A 24,260-nucleotide genomic window follows, 5' to 3' on the forward strand; every position below is an offset into this window, starting at 1 on the left:
CGCTGCGTCTCATCCGGAACCGCGGAGTCTATGGGTCCCGGTGTTCCGCTGCGCGGAAACCGGGATGACAGGGGTTCTTGGGGACAGGGCATTGCTCGGCGCCTCGACGCTGCCACGCTGAGCCCCGCGAGGCGTGACGGGCCGCGTGGACCGTGGCTAGATGGAGTCGCGCCGTCCCATAACCAGATCAAGGCGCGCACGGGGCGGGGAGGGCCCGGGCATGTCGATCCAGGTGCGCCTGTTCGTGATGATGGTGCTCCAGCTCGCCGTCTGGGGGGCCTGGGCGCCGAAGCTGTTCCCCTACATGGGCATGCTGGGGTTCGCGCCGTGGCAGCAGGCCCTGGTGGGCAGCGCCTGGGGCGTCGCCTCGCTGGCCGGGATCTTCTTCTCGAACCAGTTCGCCGACCGCAACTTCGCCGCTGAGCGGTTCCTGGCCGCGAGCCATGCGCTCTCCGGCGTCGCCCTGCTGGGCGTGGCCTTCTCGGATGCGTTCTGGCCGTTCTTCGGGGCCTACCTGCTCTACAGCCTGCTCTACGTGCCGACGCTCTCGGTCTCGAACTCCATCGCCTTCGCCAACCTCAAGGATCCGGCCCGGCAGTTCGGCACGGTGCGCATGGGCGGGACCGTCGGCTGGATGCTGGTCTCCTGGCCCTTCGTCTTCCTGCTGTCGGCGCAAGCGACGGCGGCCGAGGTGCGCTCGATCTTCTTCGTGGCCGCGGCGGTTTCGTTCGCGCTCGCGCTCTATTCGCTGACGCTGCCGCACACCCCGCCGAAGCGCGGCGGCGAAGCCGCCGATCCGCTGGCCTGGCGCGAGGCGATCGGCCTGCTGAAGGTCCCCTTCATCGCGGTCCTGTTCCTGGTCACCTTCATCGACAGCGTCATCCACAACGGCTACTTCGTGATGGCCGACGCCTTCCTGACCAACCGCGTGGGCATCGCCGGCAACCTGTCGATGGTGGTGCTCAGCCTGGGCCAGCTGGCCGAGATCCTCACCATGGTCGTGCTGGGTGCGGTGCTGGTCCGGCTGGGCTGGAAGGTCACCATGATCGTCGGGATCCTGGGCCACGCCGCGCGCTTCGCGGTGTTCGCCTTTTTCGCCGACAGCATGCCCGTGATCGTCGCCGTGCAGCTGCTGCACGGCGTCTGCTACGCGTTCTTCTTCGCCAGCGTGTACATCTTCGTGGACCACGCCTTCCCGAAGGACGTCAGGTCCAGCGGGCAGGGGCTGTTCAACCTGCTGATCCTGGGGGTCGGCAACGTCGTGGCCAGCTTCCTCTTCCCGGCGCTGATCGCCCGGCTGACCGACCCGGCGACCCAGGCGGTGGACTACCGCACGCTGTTCCTCGCGCCCACCGGCATGGCGCTCGTCGCCGTGCTCCTGCTCGCCCTCTTCTTCCGGCCGCCGGACCGCGGGCCCGCCGTCGTCGAGCACGCCGAGGAAAAGGCGCCGATGATGCCCGAGGGCGGCGTGCCGTCGCCGCCATGACCACAAGGGGACCTACATGCGACCACTTCATCGCCGGGCGCTGCTCGCCGCCGCCGCCGTCGGGCTGGGCGCGGGCGTGAGCGGCGCCGCCCAGGCCCAGGCGCGGCCGTTCTTCCGCCGCCATGGACTGCCGATCGGCATCCAGCTCTACACCCTCGGCCCCGAGGCGGCCCGCGACCTGGAGGGCACGCTCGCCGCCGTGGCGGGCATCGGCTTCCGCACCGTCGAACTCGCCGGCTTCTATGGCCGCTCGCCGCAGGACCTGCGCGCGGCGCTCGACAAGGCGGGCCTGAAGGCCACCAGCGCCCACATCCAGCCGCGCGGCGCGCCCGGCGCGTCGTTCGACGGCGACGTGGGCAAGGTCGCCGAGGCGCTGAACGTCGTCGGGGCGACCCATGCGGTGATGCCGATTCCGCGCATCCCCGAGCGGCTCGGGCTGGTCCCCGCCGCCGGCGAGGATTTCGTCGGTTACCTCCGCCGCGTCTTCAGCCAGATGACCGCCGACGACTGGCGGGCCAACGCCCAGTTCCTCAACGAGAAGGGCGCGGCGCTGGCCCGGTCCGGCATCCGCGTGGGCTATCACAACCACAACATGGAGTTCGCGCCGCTGGGCGGCGTGAGCGGCATGGAAATCCTGCTGGCCGAGACCGATCCGAAGCTCGTCACCTTCGAGGCCGACGTGGGCTGGATCGCCGCGAGCGGCCAGGACCCGGCGGAGCTGCTGACGCGCCACAAGGGCCGGTTCACGCTGATGCACGTGAAGGACCTGAAGGCGTCCACGCAGCCCAACTTCACGCTCGCCATGGACCCCTCCGACATCGGCGCCGGCCGGATGGAGTGGAAGCGGCTGCTGCCGGCGGCGCACGCCGCGGGCGTGCGGCACTTCTTCCTCGAACAGGAGCCGCCGTTCCCCGGACCCCGCATCGACTCCGCCCGCGCCGGTCACGACTTCCTGGCCGGCCTCGTCGCGTGAGCCGGCGCGTCCGCATGGCCATGGTGGGCGGCGGGCCGGGGTCGTTCATCGGCCCCGTCCACCGCATGGCGGCCGAGCTGGACGCGAGGATCGAGCTGGTGGCCGGCGCCTTCAGCCGCGACGCCGGGCGATCGGCGGCGGCCGCTGCGGCCTGGGGCGTGCGCGGCTATGACGACTGGCGCGAGATGCTGGCGGCCGAGGGCGCGCGGCCGGACGGCGCCGAGATGGTCTGCGTGGTCACGCCCAACGACCTGCACCTGGAGGTCTCGGCCGCGGCGCTGGGCGCCGGCTTCCACGTGATGAGCGACAAGCCCGCCACGCGCGACCTGGCCGAGGCGCGGACCCTCGCCGACGCCGTGGCCCGCTCGGGCCGCCTCTACGGCCTGACCCACACCTACACCGGCTATCCGATGGTGCGCGAGGCGCGCGACATCGTGGCCCGCGGCGACCTCGGAGCGGTCCGCAAGGTGGTGGTGGAGTACTCGCAGGGCTGGCTGTCGGCTCCGGTCGACAACAAGCAGGCGGCCTGGCGCGGCGACCCGGGACGGGCGGGCGTCGGCGGGTGCCTGGGCGACATCGGAACGCACGCCTTCAACCTCGCGGAGTTCGTCAGCGGCCGCCGGGTGGACCGCCTGTGCGCGGACGTGGCCACGGTCGTGCCGGGCCGGGCGCTGGACGACGACGCCAACGTCCTGCTGCGCTTCCAGGGCGGGGCGCGCGGCGTGCTGATCTCGAGCCAGATCTCGGCCGGCGCCCGCAACGGGCTGCGCATCAGCGTCTACGGCGAGAGGGGCGGCGTCTCGTGGAGCCACGAGCGGGCCGCGGAGCTGACGCTCGACTGGCTCGATCGGCCCAGCCAGGTGCTGCACGCCGGCTCCGGATACCTGGGCGGCGCGGCCCAGGCCGCGGCCCGGCTGCCCGCGGGGCATCCCGAGGGTTTCATCGAGGCGTTCGCCAACCTCTACCGCGACTTCGCCGAGGCCATTCTCGCCGGCCGCGCCGACGCGGCGCCGACGCCGGGCATAGAAGAAGGCGTGCGGGGCATGGCCTTCGTCGAGACCGCCGTCCGCGCCAGCGGGGCGGGCTGGGTCGAGCTTTCGGGAGACGACGCGTGCGTACGTTGAAGGGGCCAGGGATCTTCCTCGCCCAGTTCGTGGGGCCCGAGCCGCCCTTCGACCGGCTGGACACCATCGCGGCCTGGGCCGCGTCGCTGGGCTACGTCGGCGTGCAGTTGCCCACAGGACCGGGCGCGTTCTTCGACGTGGAGAAGGGCGCGGAGAGCCAGGCCTACTGCGACGACATCGCGGGCGTTCTGGCCGAGCACGGGCTCCAGATCACCGAGCTGTCGACCCATCTGCAGGGCCAGCTCGTGGCCGTGCATCCCGCCTACGACGCCCTGTTCGACGGGTTCGCCGCTCCGGAGGTCCGGGGCAGGCCGCAGGCCCGGCAGGCGTGGGCGGTGAGCCAGCTCAAGGCCGCGGCGAAGGCCAGCCGGCGGCTGGGCCTGGACGCGCACGCCACCTTCTCGGGCGCCCTGGCCTGGCCCTACCTCTATCCCTGGCCGCAGCGGCCGGCCGGCCTGGTGGAAGAGGCCTTCGCCGAACTCGGGCGCCGCTGGCGGCCCATCCTGGACGCCTTCGACGAGGCCGGCGTCGATGTCTGCTACGAGATCCACCCCGGCGAGGACCTGCACGACGGAGCGACCTACGAGCGCTTCCTGGACGAGGTGGGCGGCCACCCGCGCGCCTGCCTGCTCTACGATCCCAGCCACTTCGTCCTGCAGCAGCTGGACTACCTCGACTACATCGACCGCTACCACGAGCGCATCCGGGCCTTCCACGTGAAGGACGCCGAGTTCCGGCCCACCGGCCGATCGGGCGTCTACGGCGGCTACCAGGGCTGGGTCGACCGGCCGGGCCGTTTCCGCTCGCTGGGCGACGGGCAGGTCGACTTCGGCGCGATCTTCTCGAAGCTGGCCGCCTACGACTATCCCGGCTGGGCCGTGCTGGAGTGGGAGTGCGCGATCAAGCATCCCGAGGACGGCGCCCGCGAGGGCGCCCCCTTCATCCGCGATCACATCATCCGCGTCACCGAGCGCGCCTTCGACGACTTCGCCGCCTCGGGCGTCGACGCGGCGAGGAACCGCCAGATCCTGGGGCTGTAAGCGATGGCGAACCTCAACACCAAGGCCCGGGCCGAACACACCTACGACGCCATCGTGGTGGGCAGCGGCATCTCGGGCGGCTGGGCGGCCAAGGAGCTGACGGAGCGCGGCCTGAACACCCTGGTCCTCGAGCGCGGCGGGCCCGTCCCGCACATCGAGGGGTATCCGACCGCCCAGACCCACCCGTGGGAAACGAAGTACCCGCGCGGCCGCCTGCCCGCGGCCGAGATGGCGGCGCGCTACAAGGCCCAGCAGCGGACGGGCTATGCGCTGACCGAGTACACGCAGCACTTCTTCGTCCGCGACGACGAGCACCCCTACAGCGAGACCCAGCGCTTCGACTGGATCCGCGGCTATCACGTGGGCGGCCGCTCCCTACTGTGGGCGCGACAGAGCTATCGCTGGTCCGACCTCGACTTCGAGGCCAACGCCAAGGAGGGCGTCGGCGTCGACTGGCCCCTCCGCTACGCCGACCTCGCGCCCTGGTACGACTATGTGGAGCGGTTCGTGGGCGTCTCGGGCCAGGCCGAGGGGCTGCCGCACCTGCCGGACGGGGTCTTCCAGCCCCCGATGGAGATGAACTGCGTCGAGAAGGCCTTCAAGGCGAAGTCCGAGGCGCGCTTCCCCGACCGCCGCATCACCATCGGCCGCACCGCCAACCTGACCGCGCCCACCGAGGAGCAGCTCGCGCTCGGCCGCGGGAAGTGCCAGTTCCGGAACCTCTGCATCCGGGGCTGCCCCTTCGGCGCCTATTTCAGCTCCAACGCCGCGACCCTCGTGGCCGCCGAGCGCACGGGGCGGCTGAAGATCCGGCCGAACTCGATCGTCACCGAAGTCATCTTCGACGAGAAGCTGAACAAGGCCTCGGGCGTGCGTGTCCTCGATGCGCAGACGGGAGAGACCACCGAGTTCTACGCGCGGATCGTCTTCCTCAACGCCTCCGCCCTCAACTCCGCCTGGATCCTCCTGAACTCCCGGAGCCGCCGGCATCCCAACGGACTGGGCAACGGCTCGGACCAGGTGGGCCGCAACATCATGGACCACCACCTGGGCGTCGGCGCGATGGCCGAAGCGCCGGGGTACGAGGAGATGTACTACTCGGGCCGGCGTCCGAACGGCATCTACATCCCCCGCTTCCGGAACCTGGGCGACGCCGCCTCGCGCCGCGACTACCTGCGCGGGTTCGGCTACCAGGGCGGGGCCGGCCGCCCGGGTTGGGATCGCGACGTGCCGGGCGTCGGCGCCGAGCGGAAGGCGGCGCTGACGCAGCCGGGGCCGTGGATGGTCCGCATCGGCGGGTTCGGCGAGATTCTGCCCTACGCCGACAACCGCATGACGCTGAACCAGGAGGTGAAGGACAAGCACGGCCTGCCGACGCTCACCTTCGACGTCTCCATCCGCGACAACGAGCGGAAGATGCGCAAGGACATGGCCGCGGCGGGCGCCGAGATGCTCGAGGCCGCCGGCTTCCGCAACGTGCGGTCCTACGATGGCGACTACGGGCCGGGCCTGGGCATCCACGAGATGGGCACCGCCCGGATGGGCCGCGACCCCAAGACCTCGGTCCTCAATGACCGAAACCAGCTCTGGGAGTGCCGCAACGTGTTCGTGACCGACGGCGCGGCGATGACCTCGTCCAGCTGCGTGAACCCGTCGCTGACCTACATGGCGCTCACCGCGCGCGCGGCGGCCTATGCGGTCGACGCCGGCAAGAAGGGGGACCTCTGATGCTCAGGCTCACCCGCCGCGACGCCTTCCTCGGCCTGGCCGCCGCCAGCGGCTGGAGCGCCCTGGCCGTGGCGCAGACCCCGGCGTCGGCCCCTCCGGCCTGGACGCCGCGCGCGCTCACTGCGGCCCAGGCCCGCGCGCTCACCGCCGCGGCCGAGCGGATCATCCCGGCCACCGACACGCCGGGCGCGGTCGAGGCCGGCGTGCCGCAGTATGTCGACCGCGCCATCGCGACCTGGTGCGCGCCCGATCAGGCGCAGCGGCTGAAGGCTGGCCTCGACCAGCTCGACGCGGACGCAAGGTCCGCCCACGGCGCGCCCTTCGCCGCACTCGCGGCGCCGCTGCAGACCGGGATGCTGTCGACGCTCGACGCCGAGTCCCGGACGCGCCGGCCGCACTTCTTCGCCGAGCTGAAGGAACTGGTCACGGCCGGCTACTTCACCTCCGAGCCGGGGGCTACGCGCGCGCTCCGCTACGACCCGGTGCCGGGCGATTACCGCGGCTGCGTCCCCCTGTCCGAGATCGGCCGCGCCTGGGCGACCTGAGACGGGGCCCCTGCGGGTGGGGCGTGAAGATGGCTCGTCCTGCGGGCCGACGGCAGTGCTGGGCCTCCCCTGCAAGGGGAGGGGACCCTGCAAAGCAGGGTGGAGTGGTCGCTTGGCGCTGTGGATCGGCCCCCTCCACCGCCTTCGGCGGTCCCCCTCCCCCTGCGGGGGAGGACGTGAAACTCGGTCGCCTGTGGAATCCGCCAGGCCGAGCCCGCGCCCCCTCCACCGCCTTCCCCTGCGGAGGTCCGGCCCGGCGACGCCGGAGCCAGCTTAGCCCGCTGGACGTGGCCCGCCGCGCCGGGTGATCCTGCGGCGATGGACCGTCTCCTGAGCCCGCTCAACGTGGTCGAGGCCTCGCGCGGCGTGGCCGTCCGGTTCTGCGGCCGCCTGTTCGCGCAGATGGGCGCCGCGGTCGTCCGGGCGTCCGGGGGCGACGACGCGGCCATCGGCTACGGCGGCGCGGCGGGCGAGGCGTACGGCCGCTGGCTCGACGCCGGCAAGCGGTCGGAACCGCCGGGCGCCGCCGTCGACCTCGTGATCGCGGGCCAGGACGCCCAGGGCGTCGCCGAGGGCGAGGCGCTGGCGGCGCGGCTTCCGGGCCAGCCCGTGGTCCTCGCGGTCCGCTGGTTCCACGCCGACGGACCCTATGCCGACTGGCGCGGGACCGACGAGATCATCCAGGCGCTCAGCGGGCTCGCCTATTCGCTGGGGCCTCCCGAGGGGCCGCCGACCTTGGCCCAGGGCCATGGACCGCAGATCGCCGCGGGCCTGGCCGGCTTCAACGCCGCGCTGGGCGCGCTCATGGCCCGTCCCCGTCCGCGGCGGATCGAACTGAACATCCTCGAGGCCTACGCGTGCCTTGTGGAAACGGGCGCCGTTTCGGCCCTGATGGAGGGCGGGACCTCGGTCCGGCTGGGCGTGAACCGCCTCGTGCCGACCTTCCCCTGCTCCAGCTACCGGACCGCCGACGGCTGGGCGGGCGTGAGCGCGCTGACCCCCGCCCAGTGGCGCGGCCTCTGCGAGATCATCGGCCGGCCGGAACTCGGCCACGAGCCGCGCTTCGCCACCGCCGTGGGACGCCTGATGCTGGCCGACGAGGTGGACGGCCTCTGCGCGCCGCCGTTCCTGGACCGGACCACGGACGAGTGGGTGGCGCTGGGCGGGCGCGCGCGGGTGCCGATCACACCCATGCCCGACCTGGCCGAGCTCCCGGACACGCCGCACTGGCGCGAGCGCGGGGCCTTCGGGCCGTTCGACTCCAGCGGGATCGCCGCGCCGACCCGGCCCTATCGCGCGACCTTCGGCGGACCCTGCGCGCCGGTCCCCGCGGGCGACGCCCGTGCGCCGCTGCGCGGCCTCAGGGTCGTGGACTTCTCCATGGGCTGGGCCGGCCCGCTCTGCGCCCGCACCCTGGCCGACCTGGGCGCCGACGTCGTCAAGATCGAGTCCGCCGGGCACCCGGACTGGTGGCGCGGCTGGGAGGTGGAGCAGGGCGATCCGCCGCCGCACGAGACGAAGTTCAACTTCATCTGCATGAACCGCAACAAGCGCGGCGTCGCGCTCGACCTCGCGTCCACCGAGGGGCTGGCGCGGGCGAGGGCCCTCGTCGCGGGGGCCGACGTGGTCGTGGAGAACTTCGCCGCCGGCATCATGGACCGCCTCGGCCTGGGCCCCGATGTGCGGCGGGCCCTCAACCCCGGCCTGATCACCGTCTCGATGCCGGCCTTCGGCAACGGCGGGCCGCTCTCCGGGATCCGGGCCTACGGATCGACCGTCGAGCAGGCGTCGGGCCTGCCGTTCGCCAACGGCCGGCCCGAGTGGCCGCCGTCGCTGCAGCACGTGGCGTTCGGCGACCCGCTCGCCGGGCTGACCGCCGCGAACGCCGTCATGGCCTGCCTGTTCGGCCGCGAGCGGACGGGGGGCGCCGAGATCGACCTCGCCCAGGTGGCCAGCCTCTTCCAGTTCGCCGCCGACGCCATCATCGCCCAGCACTTCGTGTCCGGACCTCTTCCGCGAACGGGGAGCCGCCGGGCGCGCGCGGCCGCGTTCGTGGTGGCGGGGGCGGAACCTGACAGTTGGCTCGCCGTCGCGGCGGACACGGCGGCCGCCCTGGACGGCCTGCGCGCGCGCCTCGGTCGGCCCGACCTCTCGCGGGCGGACGAGGACGGGATCGAGGCGGCCCTCGCCGCCTGGGCCTGTACGCGGACGCCGGAGGACGCGGCGGCGGCGCTGCAGGCGGCGGGCGTCCCGGCCGCGCCGGTGCAGCGCGCGGACCAGCTCTGCTACGACCCGCAACTGACGGCGGGCGGCTTCTGGCTGGAGTCCGAGCGCCGCTACGTCGGGGCCCACCTCATCCCGGCGGCGCCCTTCGCCTACGACGGCGTCCGGCCCGCGGTGCGGTGGCCGGCCCCCACGCTCGGCGAGCACACGGACGAGGTCCTGCGCGAACTGGACGCGACGGCCTGAGGCCTCAGCGTCTCGGCCCCACGGCCTCCCGCCGCAGAAGGGAAGGCCGCCGCGGCATCGCCATCGCCTGGGCCGGCGTGGCCCGCATGTCCGCGGCGAGGACCGCGCCGTCGCCGTCCGGGTCCAGAAGTCCGAACCGGCGGTCGGCGGCCACGCGCCACTCCGTCCGCGTCACGCGGTAGTCGAGGTCGGTGTCGGCGCCCCTGACCGGGTGCGGCTCGCTGATGAGGCTGTAGGCGGCGGCGCCCTGGATGCGGGTGTTCAGCTCGTTCCGGCCGACCGCCATGCCGCGGCCGGCGCCGCCAGGTCCCACGCGCGAGACCTCGGGCACGAGATCCTCCTCCCAGCGCGTCGCCTCCGGCATGCTGAGCTGGCCGTCGCCGTCGGCGTCGAGGGCCTTGAACCAGGCGTCCGCGTCGGCCCGGAACTCCGCGCGCGTCAGGCGGCCGTCACGGTCCGCGTCGGCGGCGGCGAACCAGGCCGCGGAGGGGTAGGGCTGGCCCGGCGCGCTCCGGAAGGGCTGCCCCGACGGGCTGACGAACAGCTGCGCGCGCGGCGGCCCGCCCTCCTCGTCGTCGAAGCCGCGGGGCGGTCCCCGGCCGTCCGCCGCACAGCCGGCCAGCAGCGCCGCCGAGCAGAGAACCCCGATCCGACCCGCGACGCCCATGCTCGACCCTCGACGACTGCATGCGCCAGCTTCCACGCCGAACGGGGCTGCGCAATGTCGAAGCCGCCACAATCGGCGTCAGTACGCGCCGAAACGGACCTCCGAGCTCCCGGCCGGCAGCTCGATCGTCATGCCGTCCTTCGCCAGCCGCCAGTCCAGCTTGCCGTCGGCGTCGATGCCCCGGCCGAAGGTTTCCGGGTTGAACATCGGCAGCCCGGCCTGGGTCAGGTGGCTCAGGACCAGGGCCTTCACGCCCGCCTGGCGGGCCAGCTCGGCGGCCTCCCGGGGCTCGGTGTGGTAGGTCACGGTGTCGGCCATGACCGAGCTCATCCGCGCGTTGCCCATGCCCGCCAGCGCCTGGGACATCTGGCGCGTCATGGCGTTGTTCTGCGCCTCGTGGACGAGCACGTCGGCGCCCTTCGCCGCGACCGCCAGCGGCGGCCACTTGCGGGTGTCGCCGCTGATGACCACCGAGCGGCCCTTGTAGTCGAAGCGGTAGGCGAACGCGGGCTCGACCGGCTCGTGCGCCACGCGGATCGCGGTCACGGTGAGGTCGCCGTCCTTCCAGGCGACGGCGGTTCCGTCCGGCTTGGCGATGGCCACGGGGCGCGCCTTCAGCAGGCCGGCGGAAATGGGGAAGCGGATCCCCTCGCGCTCGTGGTGCGCGCGGCGGAACTCGTGGTCGGGCTCGTAGGCGAGATTGAAGCCGGCGGCGAGCTTCTCGACCCCGCGAGGGCCCACGACCTCCAGCGGCTGGGCCCGGCCGCCGACCCAGCTCTGCATGTTGAGCTCGCCCAGGTCGCCGATGTGGTCCGAGTGCAGGTGCGTGATGAAGACGGCCTTCACGCTCGCGAGCGGCAGGCGCCAGGTCATCAGGTTTTCGGTCGCCTCGGGGCCGATGTCGACGATGTAGAGCGAGCCGCCGGCCTGGATGGCCGTGCAGGGCTTCGCGCGGCCTGCGACGGGGAGGGGGCCCGACGTGCCGCAGAAGATGACCTTCAGTCCGTCGAACGCCTGGGCGTGGGCCGCAGCCGGCGCGAGCAGCAGAGCGACCGCCGCGAGGAGACGAAGCATGGCGAACCTCCCGAATATGACACGCATCGTGTCACTATATCAGCCGCGGGCGCCGGAAGGCCAGCGGAAGCCGGCGCTCAGGCGGCGGCGTCGGTCGCCTTCTCGGCCACGGCGGCGCGGGAGAGTTCGGCCATCGCCTTGATGAGCGGCGAGCGCCAGCGCTCGGCGGTGGTCAGCATCCAGCAGGCGTAGGTGAGGTCCAGGGTGCACGACACGACCCGCAGCGAGCCGTCCGCGAGCTGGCGGTCGAAGAGGAACCCCGCGCCCATCGCGATGGTGTCGGTGTCGAGCGCGCGCTGGATGATGAGGCCGTAGTCGTCGCTGACGAAGGCCCGCAGGTTCTCCGCCTCCTCCCGGCTCACGTCTCCGGCCCAGCGCTCGATGCCGGGCAGGACATTGGCCAGCGCGACGGGGTAGCGCAGCAGGTCCCGCGGGCCGGCCTGGGTCAGGCCCAGCGCCGGGTGCCCGGGGCGCGCGACGAGGAGGATCCGGTCCTCGAACATCTTCTTCCGGATCAGGTCGCCGTACCGGGCCGCATGTTCGGAATAGCCGAAGGCCATGTCGACCCGGCCGTCCTGCAGGGCCGTCATGACGCCGGGGCCGGTCTCCTGGACGGTCTCCACGTGCAGCTTGGGGAACCGCACGGCGACGCGGCGCAGCAGTTCCGGAAGCGGCTTCAGGCGCGAGGCGGGGCCCACCGCGATGCGGATGCGGCCCTCCTCGCCCCGCGCGAGCTGTTCGAGGTCGCGGGACAGCGCGGCCACGCCCTGCAGCAGCGCCTCGGCCCGCTGGGCCACGAACGCGCCGTACGCGGTGGGCCGCGCCGCGCCGTTCGTGCGCTCGAAGAGCTTCAGCGAGAGCTGCGCCTCGAGGCGGGCGATGCTCTTCGACAAGGTCGGCTGCGAGATCTGCAGCTTGCGCGCGGCGCCCGAGAAGCCGCCGGCGCGGCAGATCTCCAGAATCTGTTCGAGGTGACGCAACTCCATGCCTGCCGGCTATAGCATCACGACCGCGACTTTGGCAGCGGGACGGCGGGCTTGCGGCTAGCCTGAATCCACCGGAGGAGACTGGTCATGAAGCGCACGTTCCTGGCGGCCGCCGCCGCAATCGCCGCGGGCGCGGCTCCGCAGAGCTCGGCCGGCGCCGAGACGACCGCTCCAAGGCCGAACGTCATCGTCATCCTCGCCGACGACCTGGGCTACGGCGACACGAGCGCGTACGGCAGCCGGATCATCCGGACCCCGAACATCGACGCCATGGCCGCGGACGGCGTGCGCTTCACCCAGGGCTACGTCAGCCACCCCGTGTGCGCCCCGTCGCGCGCGGCGCTGCTCACGGGCCGCTACCAGACCCGCTTCGGCTACGAGTTCAACCCCGTGGGCCGCGACCGCACGGGCGGCGTCTCGCTCGACGAGACCTTCGTGGGCCAGGTCCTGCAGAAGGCCGGCTACCGCACCGCCATGGTGGGCAAGTGGCACCTGGGCGAGTCCGGCGCCTACCATCCGGTGGCCCGGGGCTTCGACGAGTACTTCGGCACCACCGCCGGGGCGAACGCCTTCATCGTCACCTCGCAGCCGGGCGACGAGTACCACACGCCCCCGGGCGCCGAGGCGACCTACGCCACCGCGGAAGGCGGCGCCGGGCTGGGCGCCGGCGGCGAGGCGGCGCAGATGGTGCGGCTCCGCGCCCGCTCGCCCATCTATCGCGGCCGCGAGCCGGTCGAGGTGAAGGACTATCTCACCGACGCCTTCACCGCCGAGGCCGTGCGGTTCATCGGCGACAACAAGGACCGCCCGTTCTTCCTGTACCTCGCGCACACCACGCCGCACACGCCGCTGCAGGCGCCCGCCAAGTACGTGGACCGCTACCGGCACATCCAGAACAAGGGCCAGCGGGTCTACGCCGCCATGGTGGCCGCGCTGGACGACAGCGTCGGCGCAATCCGCGCGAAGCTGAAGGCCGAGGGGATCGAGAAGAACACCCTGATCGTCCTGCTCTCGGACAACGGGTGCGCAGGCTACATCGGCGACGCCTGCACCAACGCCCCGCTGAACGGATACAAGGGCACCCACCTCGAGGGCGGCGTGCGCGTGCCGTTCATCATGGCCTGGCCCGGCCGCATCAAGCCCGGGCAGGTCGACCCCCGCGTGGTCTCCAGCCTCGACATCGCGCCCACCGCCGCCGCGCTGGCCGGCGCGACCCTGCCGAAGGGGTCGGACGGGGTCGACCTTACGCCGTTCGTCACGGGCAAGCGCACCGACACGCCCAACAAGACCCTCTACTGGCGGTCCGGCCTCAACTTCGCGATCCGCGACGGCGACTGGAAGATGTGGATGGTGAACCGGGCCGATCCCGGCGAGCAGGACACGACCTCCTCGCGGGTGACGCCCGACGGGGTCGAGGCGAAGCTGTCGCCGCTGGGCCGGTTCGTCATGCTCTACAATCTCAAGGACGATCCCGGCGAGCGGAAGAACCTGGCCGCGTCGCGGCCCGACGTCGTGGCGCAGCTGCAGGCGAAGCTGGAGGCCTGGGACAAGGCCAACGTGCCCGCGCAATGGACCAGCATGCGCCAGGGCGTCCGCCGCATCGAGGGCGAGCTCGTCCGGATCTACCCCTGACGTCGAAGATCCGAATGGCTGCCGGCTCGTCCCGGCGGCGTGGCGGCGCCGCCGCGGCTATGCGAGATGTGTCCTGGATGCCGAAGCCCTACGCCGCCGCCAACGACGAGCTTCCCCTGCCGCCCGCCAGCCGCGAGGCCCGCGAGGCGGAGCGCCGTGAGCAGTTCATGCGCGTGGCCGCCGCGGTCTTCCGCCGGCACGGGCTGGGGCGCGCGACCATGGACCAGGTGGCCGGCGCCGCCGGGGTCACCAAGGTGGTGCTCTACCGCCGCTTCCCGTCGAAGGACGCGCTCATCGCGGCGATCTTCGGCGAGACCCTGCGCCGGCTGAACGCCCAGGACGCCAGGCCCTGGACCGGCTACGGCGGCGGCATGCGCCGGTCGCTGGCGGCGGCGCGGTCGTTCGAGGACGGCTTCATCCTGCTGGTGCGGCACGGCGACCAGCACGCCGAGTACCGGACGTTCTACGAGGCGCTGCGGCACAGGGTCGGGGGACGTCTGCGCGGCCTGCTCTGGTATCCCGGCCGGCCGCCGCCGCGCAGCCAGCGTCCCGAGCTGCTGGACCTCTCGCTCGAGCCGATGATCTCGTTCTGCAACGACTGCCTGGCCTACTGGGTCGAGCACGGCGACCCGGCCAAGGACGAGCAGTTCCTGCGCTGGCACGGACAGATGATCCGCGCGTGGCGGCACAACGCCGCCGAGCTGCTCAACCTGGATTCGCCCGAACAGGAGTGGCCCTTCGACACCGAAGGGGGTCTGTCATGAGGAAGCGTATGATGGTCAGCCGTAGAGACGCCATGCTCGCCGCGGGCGCCGCCGCCCTAGCCGCCGGTCCGGCGGCGGGTCAGTCGGTCGCCGCGCCGCCGGTGAAGCCCGAGCACGCCAGGTTCGCCGCGGAGATCGCGGCGGCGCAGGCCTGCCTCGACGCCTTCATGACGGCCTTCAACGCCCGCGACATTCCCGCCTACGAGGCCACCTTCAACTTCCCCCACGTGCGCTTCGCGTCGGGCCAGGTGACGATCATCAACCCCGGCTACCACAAGCCCGAGATGTTCTCGCGTGGCTCGCTGGCGGAGTGGGGCCGCTCGGCCTGGGCGCGGCGGGACGTGATCCACGCCGGCGCCGACAAGGTGCACATCGACACCCGCTTCACGCGCTACCGCAAGGACGGCACGGTGCTGTCGGCGTTCGACTCCATCTACATCGTCACGAAGCAGGACGGGCGCTGGGGCATCCAGGGACGCTCCAGCTACGCCCCCTGACGACGCCGGGGGCGGCGCGGGGTCATCGGCGGATGCGGTAGATCGCGTTCTCGACGTCGGAGGCGACGTAGATGTCGCCGCCGGCGCCCACCGCCACGCCCGCGCCCAGCGGAACGGGGCCGTCGAGCAGGCCGAGCGGCAGGTCCTTCGCCACCACGGTCCGGCCGCCCGTCCGGGGGTCCACCTCCACGACCGACCGCTCGCCGAGGTCGAGCACGACCGGCTTGCCGCCGGGGCCGACGGCCACGGCCTTAGGCCGGCGGAAGCCGCTCGCCACGGGCGTGGCGGCGCCGGTCGCCAGGTCCAGGCGCGACAGCCGGTTGGCGCCAGCCTCGACCACATAGATCGCCCCGTCGGCCGCGCGCGCCAGGCTGGTCGGCGCCTTGAGGCCGGTCGCCACTGTCCGCCGCGCCTCGCCCCTGATCTCGATCGCGTCGCCGTCAGGCTCGACCACGAGGATGCCCCCGTCGGCCAGCCCGACCGCGTCCGAGGGCGCCTGCAGGCCGGCGGCGTGGGAGAGGCGGCGGCCGCTGGCGCGATCGTAGACCTCGATCGTCCCGGCGACGGCGCTGACCAGGATCACCCGGTCGCCCGCGACGGCGACCCCCGTGGGGTACTCGGCCGGATCGGCGTGGACGCGGGCGAGGTCGGTCACGGCGCCGGTCGCGCCGTCCACGCGCCGGTAGGCGAAGACGTCGGCCACGAAGAGCGTGTCCTTGCCGTCCGCGGAGCTGACGTCCAGGTCGGCCGGAAACGCCAGCCGGCCCTTCACCACCTGCCGCGTCGCGCCGGTGGCCACGTCGACTTCCTGGATGCCGTTGTCGGCCATGTTGGAGACGAACACGCGGTCGTCCGGCGAGATCGCGATGTTGTCCAGGGCGGTGCCGAGCTGCGCGGCCTTGGTCTTCGCCCCGGTTCGGACGTCGACGCGGTAGAGGACCCCGATCTTGGTGTCGATGACCCAGAGATTGCCCTTCGAGTCGAACTTGGCCGCGGCCGGCGTCTGGAAGCCCTCGGCGACCACCCTGACGGCGCCGGTGTCGGGATCGATCCGCGCGATCTGGCCCTTGAACCACAGCGGGCCGTAGAGGCCGCCGTCCGGACCGGGCGAGAAGCTGTTGAAGCCGCCCACGGGCCCGGTGATCCGGCGCGGCGGCCGCTTGCCGGCCGGGTCCAGTTCCCAGACGCCGTCGCCCGCGAAGACCTGGCCCAGGAACAACCGCTTGCCGTCGCGGCTGAAGGCGACCGAGTTCGCCCCCGGCATGTCCTTCGCCAGCACCTCGACCGGGCCGTCGCCCCGGCGCGTGTAGACCACGCCGTCCTGGATCGCGGTCCACACCACCTGGCCGCCCGGGCCGAAGGCGATGTCGTCGCTCATCCCCTTCGGCGGGCCCTCCACCGTGCGCACGGCGCCGGTCTCGACGTTCACGGCGTAGAGCGTCTGGCCCGCGACGCTGCCCGCATAGAGTTCGCCGTTCGGGGCGAAGCGGATGCCGTGGACCCCGTGGAAGTGCGACGGGGGCACAAGGGTCGTCACGGTCTGCGCCCAGGCGGGCGCGGCAAGCAGCGCCGCGGCCGCGGCGAGGTGGATCGGGCGCATGGGTTCCCCGTGGGCTCAGGTCGCGATCGGCGACAGTAGCGTGCTGGCGGCCCAGGTGTCGCGGGTCAGCAGCTGGCGTCGCCGGAACGCCGCCATGGCCTCGGTCGAGGGATCCCGCGAAGCCTCCCACACGCCGTGGTCGCCGTAGCGCGTGATCAGCAGCAGCCGCTGCACCCCGCCGGCGATGTCGCGGCTCGTCCGCTCGGCGCTGAACAGGCCGAAGATGGTGGTGTCGAAGCGCTTCTCGAAGTCGGTCCAGCCCTGGCTCGACAGCTCCAGGAACTCGGGAACGTCGGCGGTCTTCACCACGAACCAGCGGTGGACGTAGATCCCGCGGCCTTTCGGGCGATCCTCGGGCGCGGGCCGCAGGGTCGCCTCGAGCTTGCCGCGCTGCGCCTGCCGCAGGGCCTTGCCGCGCATGAGGGCCCGGATCTCGGCGTCGCGGGTCCGGGCTTCCGGCGTCCAGCGCACTAGCAGGGCGGCCTGGCGGGCGACCCAGCCGAGCTGCGGCGTGAACAGGCCCAGCACCTCGCCCCCGGCCGCCTGTATCGCGGGCAGGCGGGCCCGGACCTGTTCGACGTAGGCCTTGGCCGGCGGCTCGCCGGGCTCGCTCTCGAAGTCGAGGAACAGGTAGTCGTACATCGCGCGCGCCTCCGCCGCCCCGGCCGAGGACGCCAGGAGCGCGGCCCCGGCGCCGAAGATCCAGCGCCTGCGGTCGATGGCTGTCATGACCGCCATTCCGACGCCCGGCGCGCGCGCCGTCAAGTCGGACAGGGCGCTATGGCCCCAAGCCCTCCAGGCATTGGAAAAGCCCGCGGCGCATCGGTAGCGTCCTGTGGTGTAACTCGATGGTGACGGCGCGCTTGTCGTGCGCCGCCAGCCAGAAAAACTGCGAGCGGAAAGACTTTATTCCTATCGAAAGAATAGGATTTGAAGGCTAGCCAGGGCCCTTCTTTCAAGAGGGCCCGGATCCAGGGGGAAATGATGAACCGACATGTCCTGTCCAGCCGCGCGTCGCTCGTGGCCCTGTGCTGCGCGATCGCCGCACCGGCCATGGCTCAGACGACCTCCGGCGCGGGCGACGGCATCGCCGTCGAGGAACTCGTGGTCACGGCCCGCAAGCGTGAAGAGCGTCTGCGCGACGTCCCCGTCGCGGCCACCGCCCTGAGCTTCGAGGACATCCGCGACCAGGGCGGCCTCGCCAACGCCCAGGCCCTGCTGAGCAACTCGCCGGGGGTGAACTTCGCCAACACCTCCAACGCCCTGACGTCGGACGTGTCGATCCGGGGGTCGGGGACGTCCCGGGCCACCAACGCCGAGGCCGGGGTCGGCCTGTTCCGCAACGGAGCCTACATCGGCGGCGGCAACGTCGCGGGCCGCACCTTCAGCGGCATCGACCTGTTCGACATCCAGCGGGTCGAGGTGCTGCGCGGCGTGCAGGGCGGCCTGGGCGGCCGGAACGCCTCGGGCGGTTCGATCAACGTCGTCACCGCGCGGCCGGAGTACGAGTACGGCGGCTACCTTCTGGGCACGGTCGGAATGCACGAGCGCCGCGAGATCGAAGGCGCCGTGAACATCCCGATCAACGAGTACTTCTCGACGCGCCTGAGCGTCGCCTACGGCAAGAAGCCCGAGGGCTTCTACCACCTCTACGTCATCGACGAGTACGCCGACGCCACCGAGCGCGAGTTCTTCCGCGGCCAGCTGAGCTTCAAGAACGGCCCGTTCACGGCCAACCTGATGCTGGAACGGGCCAACGAGCGGGTGCCGGGCCTGGTCTACCAGGTCGTCACCTTCCCGAACGCCAACTTCCCGCTCGGCAACTTCAGCGACAAGTACGACACGCCCTGGAACCACCCGTCCCAGGGCAAGCAGCGCCTGAGCAACCTGGAATTCACGACCTCCACCGACCTCGGCTGGGCGACGCTGTCGACGATCGTCAACCTGCGCGACCGCCACGGGCAGAACCAGTACGACCGGGACGCCTTCTCGCGGGAATTCTACGACGCGCTGTCCGCCATTCCCGGGCGCGTGTCGCCCGCCGGCCTCACCGCCATCCGCAACGCCGACTACAACCAGGGCGGCGACCAGATCGACCACGCCCGCATCAGCTACTACGGGGCCCACATCCTGGGCGAGACGAACGGGTTCGACTGGCTGGTCGGCGGCGAGTGGTACCTGCTCAACGACACCACCTCGAACATCCTCGGCAAGTCGCCGACGCCGGCCAGCCCCAACTTCGGCACGATCACGCGGGGCAAGCTCAGGTTCTCGTCCTACGCCGTCTACGGCTCGCTGGGATATGACCTGACCGACCAGATCAACCTGTCGGGCGACCTGCGCTTCACCAACGACAACAAGGACTTCCTGTCACGGCAGTTCCTGTTCGTCACCAATACGCCCGTGACGACCGCGGCGCTGAACCCCACGGCGTCCAGCAACGACAACAACGTCTCGTACACGGCGACCATCTCGTACAAGCCGACGTCGCTGATGCTGTTCTACGCCAAGATCGGCTCGGCCTACCGGGCGGGCGGCTTCAACGGCAACCTCGGGGATCCGCGCCAGCCGATCGCCCCGCCGCCGTCTTTCGACAACGAGACGGTCACCGGCTACGAGGTGGGCTTCAAGGGCAACCTGGCGCCCAACATCTACGTCACGGCCGCCGGGTACACGAACCGCTTCAAGAACCTCGTCATCCAGGGCGACAACGGGTGCCGCGCGAACAACCCGGCCTGCCCGGTCCAGGCGACGTCGTTCGCCTTCAACGCGGGGCCCGCGACGCTCTGGGGCATCGAGGTCGAGGCCACGATGCGCGCCCAGCTGGCCGGCGGCGCGCTGCGGGTGACCGTGGGCGGTTCGCGCCAGGGCGGCCACGTGCGGGGCGGCATCTACGACGGCTTCAAGCAGCCGCAGCAGCCCAAGTGGACGCAGACCTTCACCGTCAACTACCGCCGCGAGATCGTCGACGACGTGAGCGGCTACATCAACGTCAACGGCAACGCCCGTCAGGGCGGCGTGCAGGAAGCCAACCAGACCACGTTGCTGCACGACTACGTGCTGTTCAACGTGCGGACCGGCGTCACGTGGCGGCAGTACGATCTCGCGGCCTTCGTCAACAACGCCGGGCAGGAGAACTACCTGGTCTTCCACGCCCCGTCGGCGACGGGCGACGTGCGGCGCTACAACCTGCCCCGGACCTGGGGCGTGCAGCTTCGCTACGAGTGGTGAGCCGATGAAGGCCTCCCTGCTCCTCGCGGTCATCGCCGCTCTCCTCCCCGCGGCGATCTCCTCGGCCGCCCTGGCGCAACCCGCCGGGGCGGCCGCTTCCCCGGCGGGGGTGGAGGTGCGCCTCGGCGAGTGGACCGACGCCGCGCGCGGCGGACGCGTGGTGCCGTACAAGCTCTACATGCCGCGCGGCGCGGGGCCGTTCCCGGTGGTGATCCACAGCCACGGCCTGGGCGGCAGCCGCGAGGCCTCCACCTACATCCTGCAGGCGGTGGCCGACGCCGGGTTCATCGTGGTCGCCCTGCAGCACGCGGGGTCCGACAGCGGGCTCCTGATGGGCGGCGTGCGTCCGGGGGACGAGGCCGGCCTCGTGGCGGCCGGCCGGGCCGGCATGACCCCCGAGGCGGCGCGGGCGCGCTACGGCGACGTGCCGTTCGCCATCGACCAGATCGCCAGGGACCGGCTGGGCGGCAGGGCGGACATGAGCCGCATCGGCATGTCGGGGCACTCGTTCGGAGCCCTTTCGACGCTGACGGCGGTCGGACAGCGGATCCCGCTCCTGCCCAACGACACCAGCTACATGGAGCCACGGATCAAGGCGGCCATCGCCTACAGCCCCAACAAGCCGCGGGGGGACGACCCGAGGGCGGCGCTGGCGCGGGTCAAGACGCCGATGCTCCATTTCACGGGCACCGAGGACGCCACGCCGTTCGATCAGGAGAAGACGCCGTTCGAGCGCACCACGCCCTTCCAGGCGATCCAGGGCGCGGACCAGTTCCTGGTGATCCTGGACGGGGCGGACCATGCGCTGTTCGGCGGCCGGCGCGTGCAGCTCGGACGGCTCAAGCCCATCGATCCACCGCAGATGGAGATCGTGAAGGCCGAGACGGTGCGCTTCTGGAAGGCCTACCTGCGCGGCGACGCCGCGGCGCTGAAGGAGACCTGCGACCTGCCGAAGCGGATCGCCGGGGCCGGGACCGGATACGTGAAGGCCGCGCGCTGCGGGCCTGCGACCCCCATCGCGCCGGTCGAGGGCCTGCGCTAGCCTGCCGCCATGGAGCAGCCGATGAAAGCGTCCCGCCGCGCCGTGCTGGGCGTCAGCGCCACCCTCCTGGCCGCCTCGAAGGCCGCCGCGGCGACCCCGATGGGCGACGAGGGCGAGGCCCGGCGCATCCTGGAGCGGTTCGACGGATTCGGCGTGAAGGCGTCGGGCGGGCCGGGCGACACCGCCAGCGGCGCGTGGCTCGAGAGCGAGCTGAAGGCCCTTGGCTACGCCACGGCGCGGCAGCCGTTCGACGCCCCCGCCTACGAGGGCGACGCCACCCTATCGCGCGGCGGCGCTACGGCCTCGGTGATCCCGCAGGCGATCGTCACGCCCACGTCGGCCGCCGGCCTGTCCGGCCCGCTCTACGTGGCCGGACGCGATCGCGGCCCGGGCATCGCGCTGGTCTCGCTGCCCTACGCGCGATGGTCGACGATCCTCGGCCCGGTCGAGAAGCTCGTGGCGGCGGCCATCGCCGACGGCGCCTCCGCCGTGGGGATCATCACCGACGGCCCCACGCGGGAGGCGTGCGCGCTCAACAGCCCCGACCGGCGGATGTTCGACCGGCCGGTCTTCGTGATCAGCCCCGGAGACGCCGCGAAGCTCTCGGCTCTGTCGGGGCCTGCGACGCTCGCCATGGCCGGCCGGTCCTTCCGGCGGCCGACCTACAACGTCACCGCGCGCCTGGACCGGGGCGCCGGCAGGTGGCTCGTGATCTCGACCCCGCGCTCGGGCTGGTTCCATTGCGCGGGCGAGCGGGGCACGGGGCTGGCGGCCTGGCTGCTGCTGGCGCGCTGGGCTTCGTCGGCGAAGCTTCCGGTCAACGTGGCGCTGGTGGCCACCAGCGGCCATGAATACGAGTACACCGGCGGCGAGGCCTACATCCATGCGCTGGCCCCGAAGCCGGCCGAGACGGGGCTCTGGGTCCACCTGGGCGCCAACGTCGCGGCGCGGGACTGGCACGAACGCGGGGCCACGCTCTCGCCCCTGCCCAGCGCCGACCCCCAGAGGTTCCTGCTGGCCAGCGCCCCGCTCGTGCCCGCCGCCCGGGCCGCGTTCGCCGGGCTTCCCGGCCTGGAGTCCGTCTACACCGCCGATCCGGCGCTGGCGGCGGGCGAACTCGCGAGCATCCTGAAGGGCGGCTACGGCCAGGTGGCGGGCATCTTCGGCAGTCACCGCTATCACCACACGCGGGTGGACGACCTCCGCTGCGTCTCGCCCGCGCTGGTCCCGCCGGTGGCGACGGCGATGGCGCAGGTCATCGCGTCGGCGTTCCGCGCGTAGGGTCTACGGCCCGGCGCCGCCCCTCCCGGCGGCGAGGCGGATCTCCAGCGAAATTCGGGCGCGGTCGCTGACGGCGTCGCCGCAATCGGCCTACAACGTCGCCATGACCGAGAGCGACCACCCGTCCAGCGCCCAGATGGCCTCGCCGACCTACCGCTTGGCCTCGCTGGATTCCGACTTCATCCTGCAGCACTCCATGCGCGGCGTTCGGCTCATGCTCGAGTTCGCCAAGTGCGACGAGGCGCTCCGCGCCTGGGGCGTGCGCTCGACCATCGTCGTGTTCGGCTCGGCGCGCGTCGGCGAGAACGGGTCGGACGCCCACCGTCGCTGGTACGGCGAAGCCCGGCGGTTCGGCGAGATCGCCTCGAAGGAGGGCGGGGCCTACCTGTCCGAGACGCAGGAGCGGCACAACGTGATCTGCACCGGCGGCGGGCCGGGCATCATGGAGGCGGCCAACCGGGGCGCGGCCGACGCCGGCGCGCCGTCCATCGGCCTCAACATCACCCTGCCGCACGAACAGTTCCCCAACAGCTACTCCACCCCCGAGCTGACCTTCCGGTTCCACTACTTCGCAGTCCGCAAGCTCCACCTGGCCATGCGCGCCAACGCGCTGGTGGTCTTCCCGGGCGGGTTCGGGACGCTGGACGAGCTGTTCGAGATCCTGACCCTGCGCCAGACCGACAAGAGCCCGCCGATTCCCATCGTCCTGTTCGACGAGAGCTACTGGCGCTCGATCATCAACTTCGACGCCCTGGTCGCCGAGGGGATGGTCGCGGCGTCGGACCTGGAGCTGTTCAGCTTCGCCGAAACCGCCGATGAGGTCTGGCAGTGCCTGCTGGACCGCGGCCTCAAGCCCTATCGGCAGCCAGACTGGGATCCGAACCCGCACGATCCCTGACGCCGCTTGCGTTTCGCAGGGGCGGGAGGCCAACTGCCGAGCCGTTCCGCGGGGGCAGCGAGGTCATGGAAGTCGGCGTCTTCATTCCGATCGGCAACAACGGCTGGCTGATCTCGACCACGTCGCCGCAGTACATGCCGACGTTCGAGCTGAACAAGACCATCGTCCAGAGCGCCGAGCGCCATGGCCTCGACTTCGCGCTGTCGATGATCAAGCTGCGCGGGTTCGGCGGGAAGAGCGAGTTCTGGGAGCACAACCTCGAGAGCTTCACCCTGATGGCCGGCCTGGCCGCCGTCACCTCGCGGATCAAGCTGTTCGCCACCGCCGCCACCCTGACGATCCCGCCGGCGATCGTCGCCCGCATGGCCTCGACCATCGACTCGATCGCGCCGGGGCGCTTCGGGATCAACCTCGTCACGGGCTGGCAGAAGGCCGAGTACGACCAGATGGGCCTGTGGCCGGGCGAGAGCCACTACGCCGACCGCTACAAGTACCTGGCCGAGTACGCGACGGTGCTGAAGGGGCTGATGGAGACCGGCGTCTCGGACTTCAAGGGCGACTACTTCACCATGAACGACTGCCGGGTGAGCCCCAGGCCGACCCCGGGGGTGAAGATCATCTGCGCGGGCTCGTCCGACGAGGGCCTGGCGTTCACGGCGAAGTACGCCGACTACTCGTTCGCCCTGGGCAAGGGCGCGAACACGCCCACGGCCTTCGCCGACGTGAACGACCGCCTGGCCGCGGCCAAGGCGAAGACCGGCCGCGACGTCGCCGCCTACATCCTCTTCATGATCATCGCCGACGAGACCGACGAGGCGGCGCTGGCCAAGTGGCGGCTCTATCGCGACGGGGCCGACCAGGACGCGCTGCAGTGGCTGACGAACCAGGCCGCCCCCAACGCCCAGGGAGGGACCAGCAACACCAACACCACCCAGCTCGCCGCGCCGGAGTCGGCGGTGAACCTCAACATGGGCACGCTGGTGGGCAGCTACGCGCGCGTCGCCGCCATGCTGGACGAGGTCGCCGCCGTGCCCGGGACCGCGGGCGTGCTCCTGACCTTCGACGATTTCGTGGCGGGCGTCGAAGCCTTCGGGACCCGCATCCAGCCCCTGATGAAGAGCCGCGCCCATGTCGCCGCCTAGGCCGACCCTGCCGCTCGTTGGCGCAGTGACGCTGCCGGCGCGGCCCGAGAACCTGCCGATCGATCCGCGGGCCACGGCCCT

Annotated in this window: 20 protein-coding genes; 15 read left to right on the forward strand and 5 right to left on the reverse strand. The window is 72.1% G+C overall.

Going from position 1 to position 24,260, the window contains the following annotated elements; translation table 11 throughout:
• Window positions 1-220 precede the first annotated feature (220 nt).
• From JNK30_RS11795 to JNK30_RS11825, 7 genes are all read left to right on the forward strand, one after another.
• Complete coding sequence (locus JNK30_RS11795) at window positions 221-1,486, forward strand: MFS transporter (RefSeq protein WP_293482435.1); 1,266 nt, start codon at window positions 221-223, stop codon at window positions 1,484-1,486.
• A 16-nt stretch (window positions 1,487-1,502) separates the two neighbouring features.
• Window positions 1,503-2,459, forward strand: a complete 957-nt coding sequence (locus JNK30_RS11800) for a sugar phosphate isomerase/epimerase (RefSeq protein ID WP_293482436.1) — start codon at window positions 1,503-1,505, stop codon at window positions 2,457-2,459.
• A 14-nt stretch (window positions 2,460-2,473) separates the two neighbouring features.
• Window positions 2,474-3,583, forward strand: coding sequence for a Gfo/Idh/MocA family oxidoreductase (locus JNK30_RS11805; protein WP_293482454.1), 1,110 nt, complete (start codon window positions 2,474-2,476; stop codon window positions 3,581-3,583).
• Window positions 3,571-4,623, forward strand: a complete 1,053-nt coding sequence (locus JNK30_RS11810; RefSeq protein WP_293482437.1) for a sugar phosphate isomerase/epimerase — start codon at window positions 3,571-3,573, stop codon at window positions 4,621-4,623. Before JNK30_RS11805 ends, JNK30_RS11810 begins: the two co-directional genes overlap by 13 nt.
• Before the next feature lie 3 nt (window positions 4,624-4,626).
• The gene (locus tag JNK30_RS11815; protein WP_293482438.1) at window positions 4,627-6,351 is read left to right on the forward strand and encodes a GMC family oxidoreductase; all 1,725 of its coding nucleotides are present in this window, start codon (window positions 4,627-4,629) and stop codon (window positions 6,349-6,351) included.
• Complete coding sequence (locus JNK30_RS11820) at window positions 6,351-6,896, forward strand: gluconate 2-dehydrogenase subunit 3 family protein (RefSeq protein WP_293482439.1); 546 nt, start codon at window positions 6,351-6,353, stop codon at window positions 6,894-6,896. The genes JNK30_RS11815 and JNK30_RS11820 overlap by 1 nt, the downstream gene beginning before the upstream one ends.
• 318 nt (window positions 6,897-7,214) lie before the next feature.
• Window positions 7,215-9,365 (forward strand): CoA transferase, encoded by a 2,151-nt coding sequence (locus JNK30_RS11825; protein WP_293482440.1) that lies wholly within the window; start codon window positions 7,215-7,217, stop codon window positions 9,363-9,365.
• Between the two features lie 4 nt (window positions 9,366-9,369).
• Here JNK30_RS11825 and JNK30_RS11830 read toward each other — a convergent pair whose 3' ends face one another.
• The 3 genes from JNK30_RS11830 to JNK30_RS11840 form a co-directional block, all read right to left on the reverse strand.
• Window positions 9,370-10,032, reverse strand: coding sequence for an EF-hand domain-containing protein (locus tag JNK30_RS11830; RefSeq protein WP_293482441.1), 663 nt, complete (start codon window positions 10,030-10,032; stop codon window positions 9,370-9,372).
• A gap of 78 nt (window positions 10,033-10,110) precedes the next feature.
• Window positions 10,111-11,106, reverse strand: a complete 996-nt coding sequence (locus JNK30_RS11835) for an MBL fold metallo-hydrolase (protein ID WP_293482442.1) — start codon at window positions 11,104-11,106, stop codon at window positions 10,111-10,113.
• A gap of 77 nt (window positions 11,107-11,183) precedes the next feature.
• Entirely contained in the window at window positions 11,184-12,092 is a 909-nt protein-coding gene (locus tag JNK30_RS11840) for a LysR family transcriptional regulator (protein WP_293482443.1), read from the reverse strand.
• An 87-nt stretch (window positions 12,093-12,179) separates the two neighbouring features.
• Between JNK30_RS11840 and JNK30_RS11845 the strand changes: the two genes are divergently transcribed.
• The 3 genes from JNK30_RS11845 (at window position 12,180) to JNK30_RS11855 (ending at window position 14,985) form a co-directional block, all read left to right on the forward strand.
• The gene (locus tag JNK30_RS11845) at window positions 12,180-13,724 is read left to right on the forward strand and encodes a sulfatase-like hydrolase/transferase (RefSeq protein WP_293482444.1); all 1,545 of its coding nucleotides are present in this window, start codon (window positions 12,180-12,182) and stop codon (window positions 13,722-13,724) included.
• Window positions 13,725-13,801: 77 nt separating this feature from the next.
• A complete protein-coding gene (locus JNK30_RS11850; protein WP_293482445.1) occupies window positions 13,802-14,488 on the forward strand; it encodes a TetR/AcrR family transcriptional regulator in 687 nt (228 codons plus the stop codon).
• On the forward strand, window positions 14,485-14,985 hold the full coding sequence (locus tag JNK30_RS11855; protein ID WP_293482446.1) for a hypothetical protein: 501 nt from the start codon (window positions 14,485-14,487) through the stop codon (window positions 14,983-14,985). The genes JNK30_RS11850 and JNK30_RS11855 overlap by 4 nt, the downstream gene beginning before the upstream one ends.
• Window positions 14,986-15,007: 22 nt before the next feature.
• On the opposite strand, the gene JNK30_RS11860 is transcribed toward JNK30_RS11855, so the two are convergent.
• Together JNK30_RS11860 and JNK30_RS11865 are read right to left on the reverse strand one after the other, a co-directional pair.
• The gene (locus JNK30_RS11860) at window positions 15,008-16,585 is read right to left on the reverse strand and encodes a hypothetical protein (protein ID WP_293482447.1); all 1,578 of its coding nucleotides are present in this window, start codon (window positions 16,583-16,585) and stop codon (window positions 15,008-15,010) included.
• A 15-nt stretch (window positions 16,586-16,600) separates the two neighbouring features.
• The gene (locus tag JNK30_RS11865) at window positions 16,601-17,314 is read right to left on the reverse strand and encodes a hypothetical protein (RefSeq protein ID WP_293482448.1); all 714 of its coding nucleotides are present in this window, start codon (window positions 17,312-17,314) and stop codon (window positions 16,601-16,603) included.
• 255 nt (window positions 17,315-17,569) lie between these two features.
• Between JNK30_RS11865 and JNK30_RS11870 the strand changes: the two genes are divergently transcribed.
• From JNK30_RS11870 to rutA, 5 genes are all read left to right on the forward strand, one after another.
• Window positions 17,570-19,816 (forward strand): TonB-dependent receptor, encoded by a 2,247-nt coding sequence (locus tag JNK30_RS11870; protein ID WP_293482449.1) that lies wholly within the window; start codon window positions 17,570-17,572, stop codon window positions 19,814-19,816.
• A gap of 4 nt (window positions 19,817-19,820) precedes the next feature.
• Window positions 19,821-20,858: a dienelactone hydrolase family protein gene (locus JNK30_RS11875; protein WP_293482450.1), complete on the forward strand. Its 1,038-nt coding sequence runs from the start codon at window positions 19,821-19,823 to the stop codon at window positions 20,856-20,858.
• Window positions 20,859-20,879: 21 nt separating this feature from the next.
• Complete coding sequence (locus tag JNK30_RS11880; protein WP_293482451.1) at window positions 20,880-22,139, forward strand: hypothetical protein; 1,260 nt, start codon at window positions 20,880-20,882, stop codon at window positions 22,137-22,139.
• Between the two features lie 103 nt (window positions 22,140-22,242).
• Window positions 22,243-23,037 (forward strand): TIGR00730 family Rossman fold protein, encoded by a 795-nt coding sequence (locus JNK30_RS11885; RefSeq protein ID WP_293482452.1) that lies wholly within the window; start codon window positions 22,243-22,245, stop codon window positions 23,035-23,037.
• A gap of 65 nt (window positions 23,038-23,102) precedes the next feature.
• Window positions 23,103-24,179: a pyrimidine utilization protein A gene (gene rutA / locus JNK30_RS11890; RefSeq protein ID WP_293482453.1), complete on the forward strand. Its 1,077-nt coding sequence runs from the start codon at window positions 23,103-23,105 to the stop codon at window positions 24,177-24,179.
• Window positions 24,180-24,260 lie beyond the last annotated feature (81 nt).

It is taken from the genome of Phenylobacterium sp., assembly GCF_016793225.1.
Lineage (GTDB): Bacteria > Pseudomonadota > Alphaproteobacteria > Caulobacterales > Caulobacteraceae > Phenylobacterium.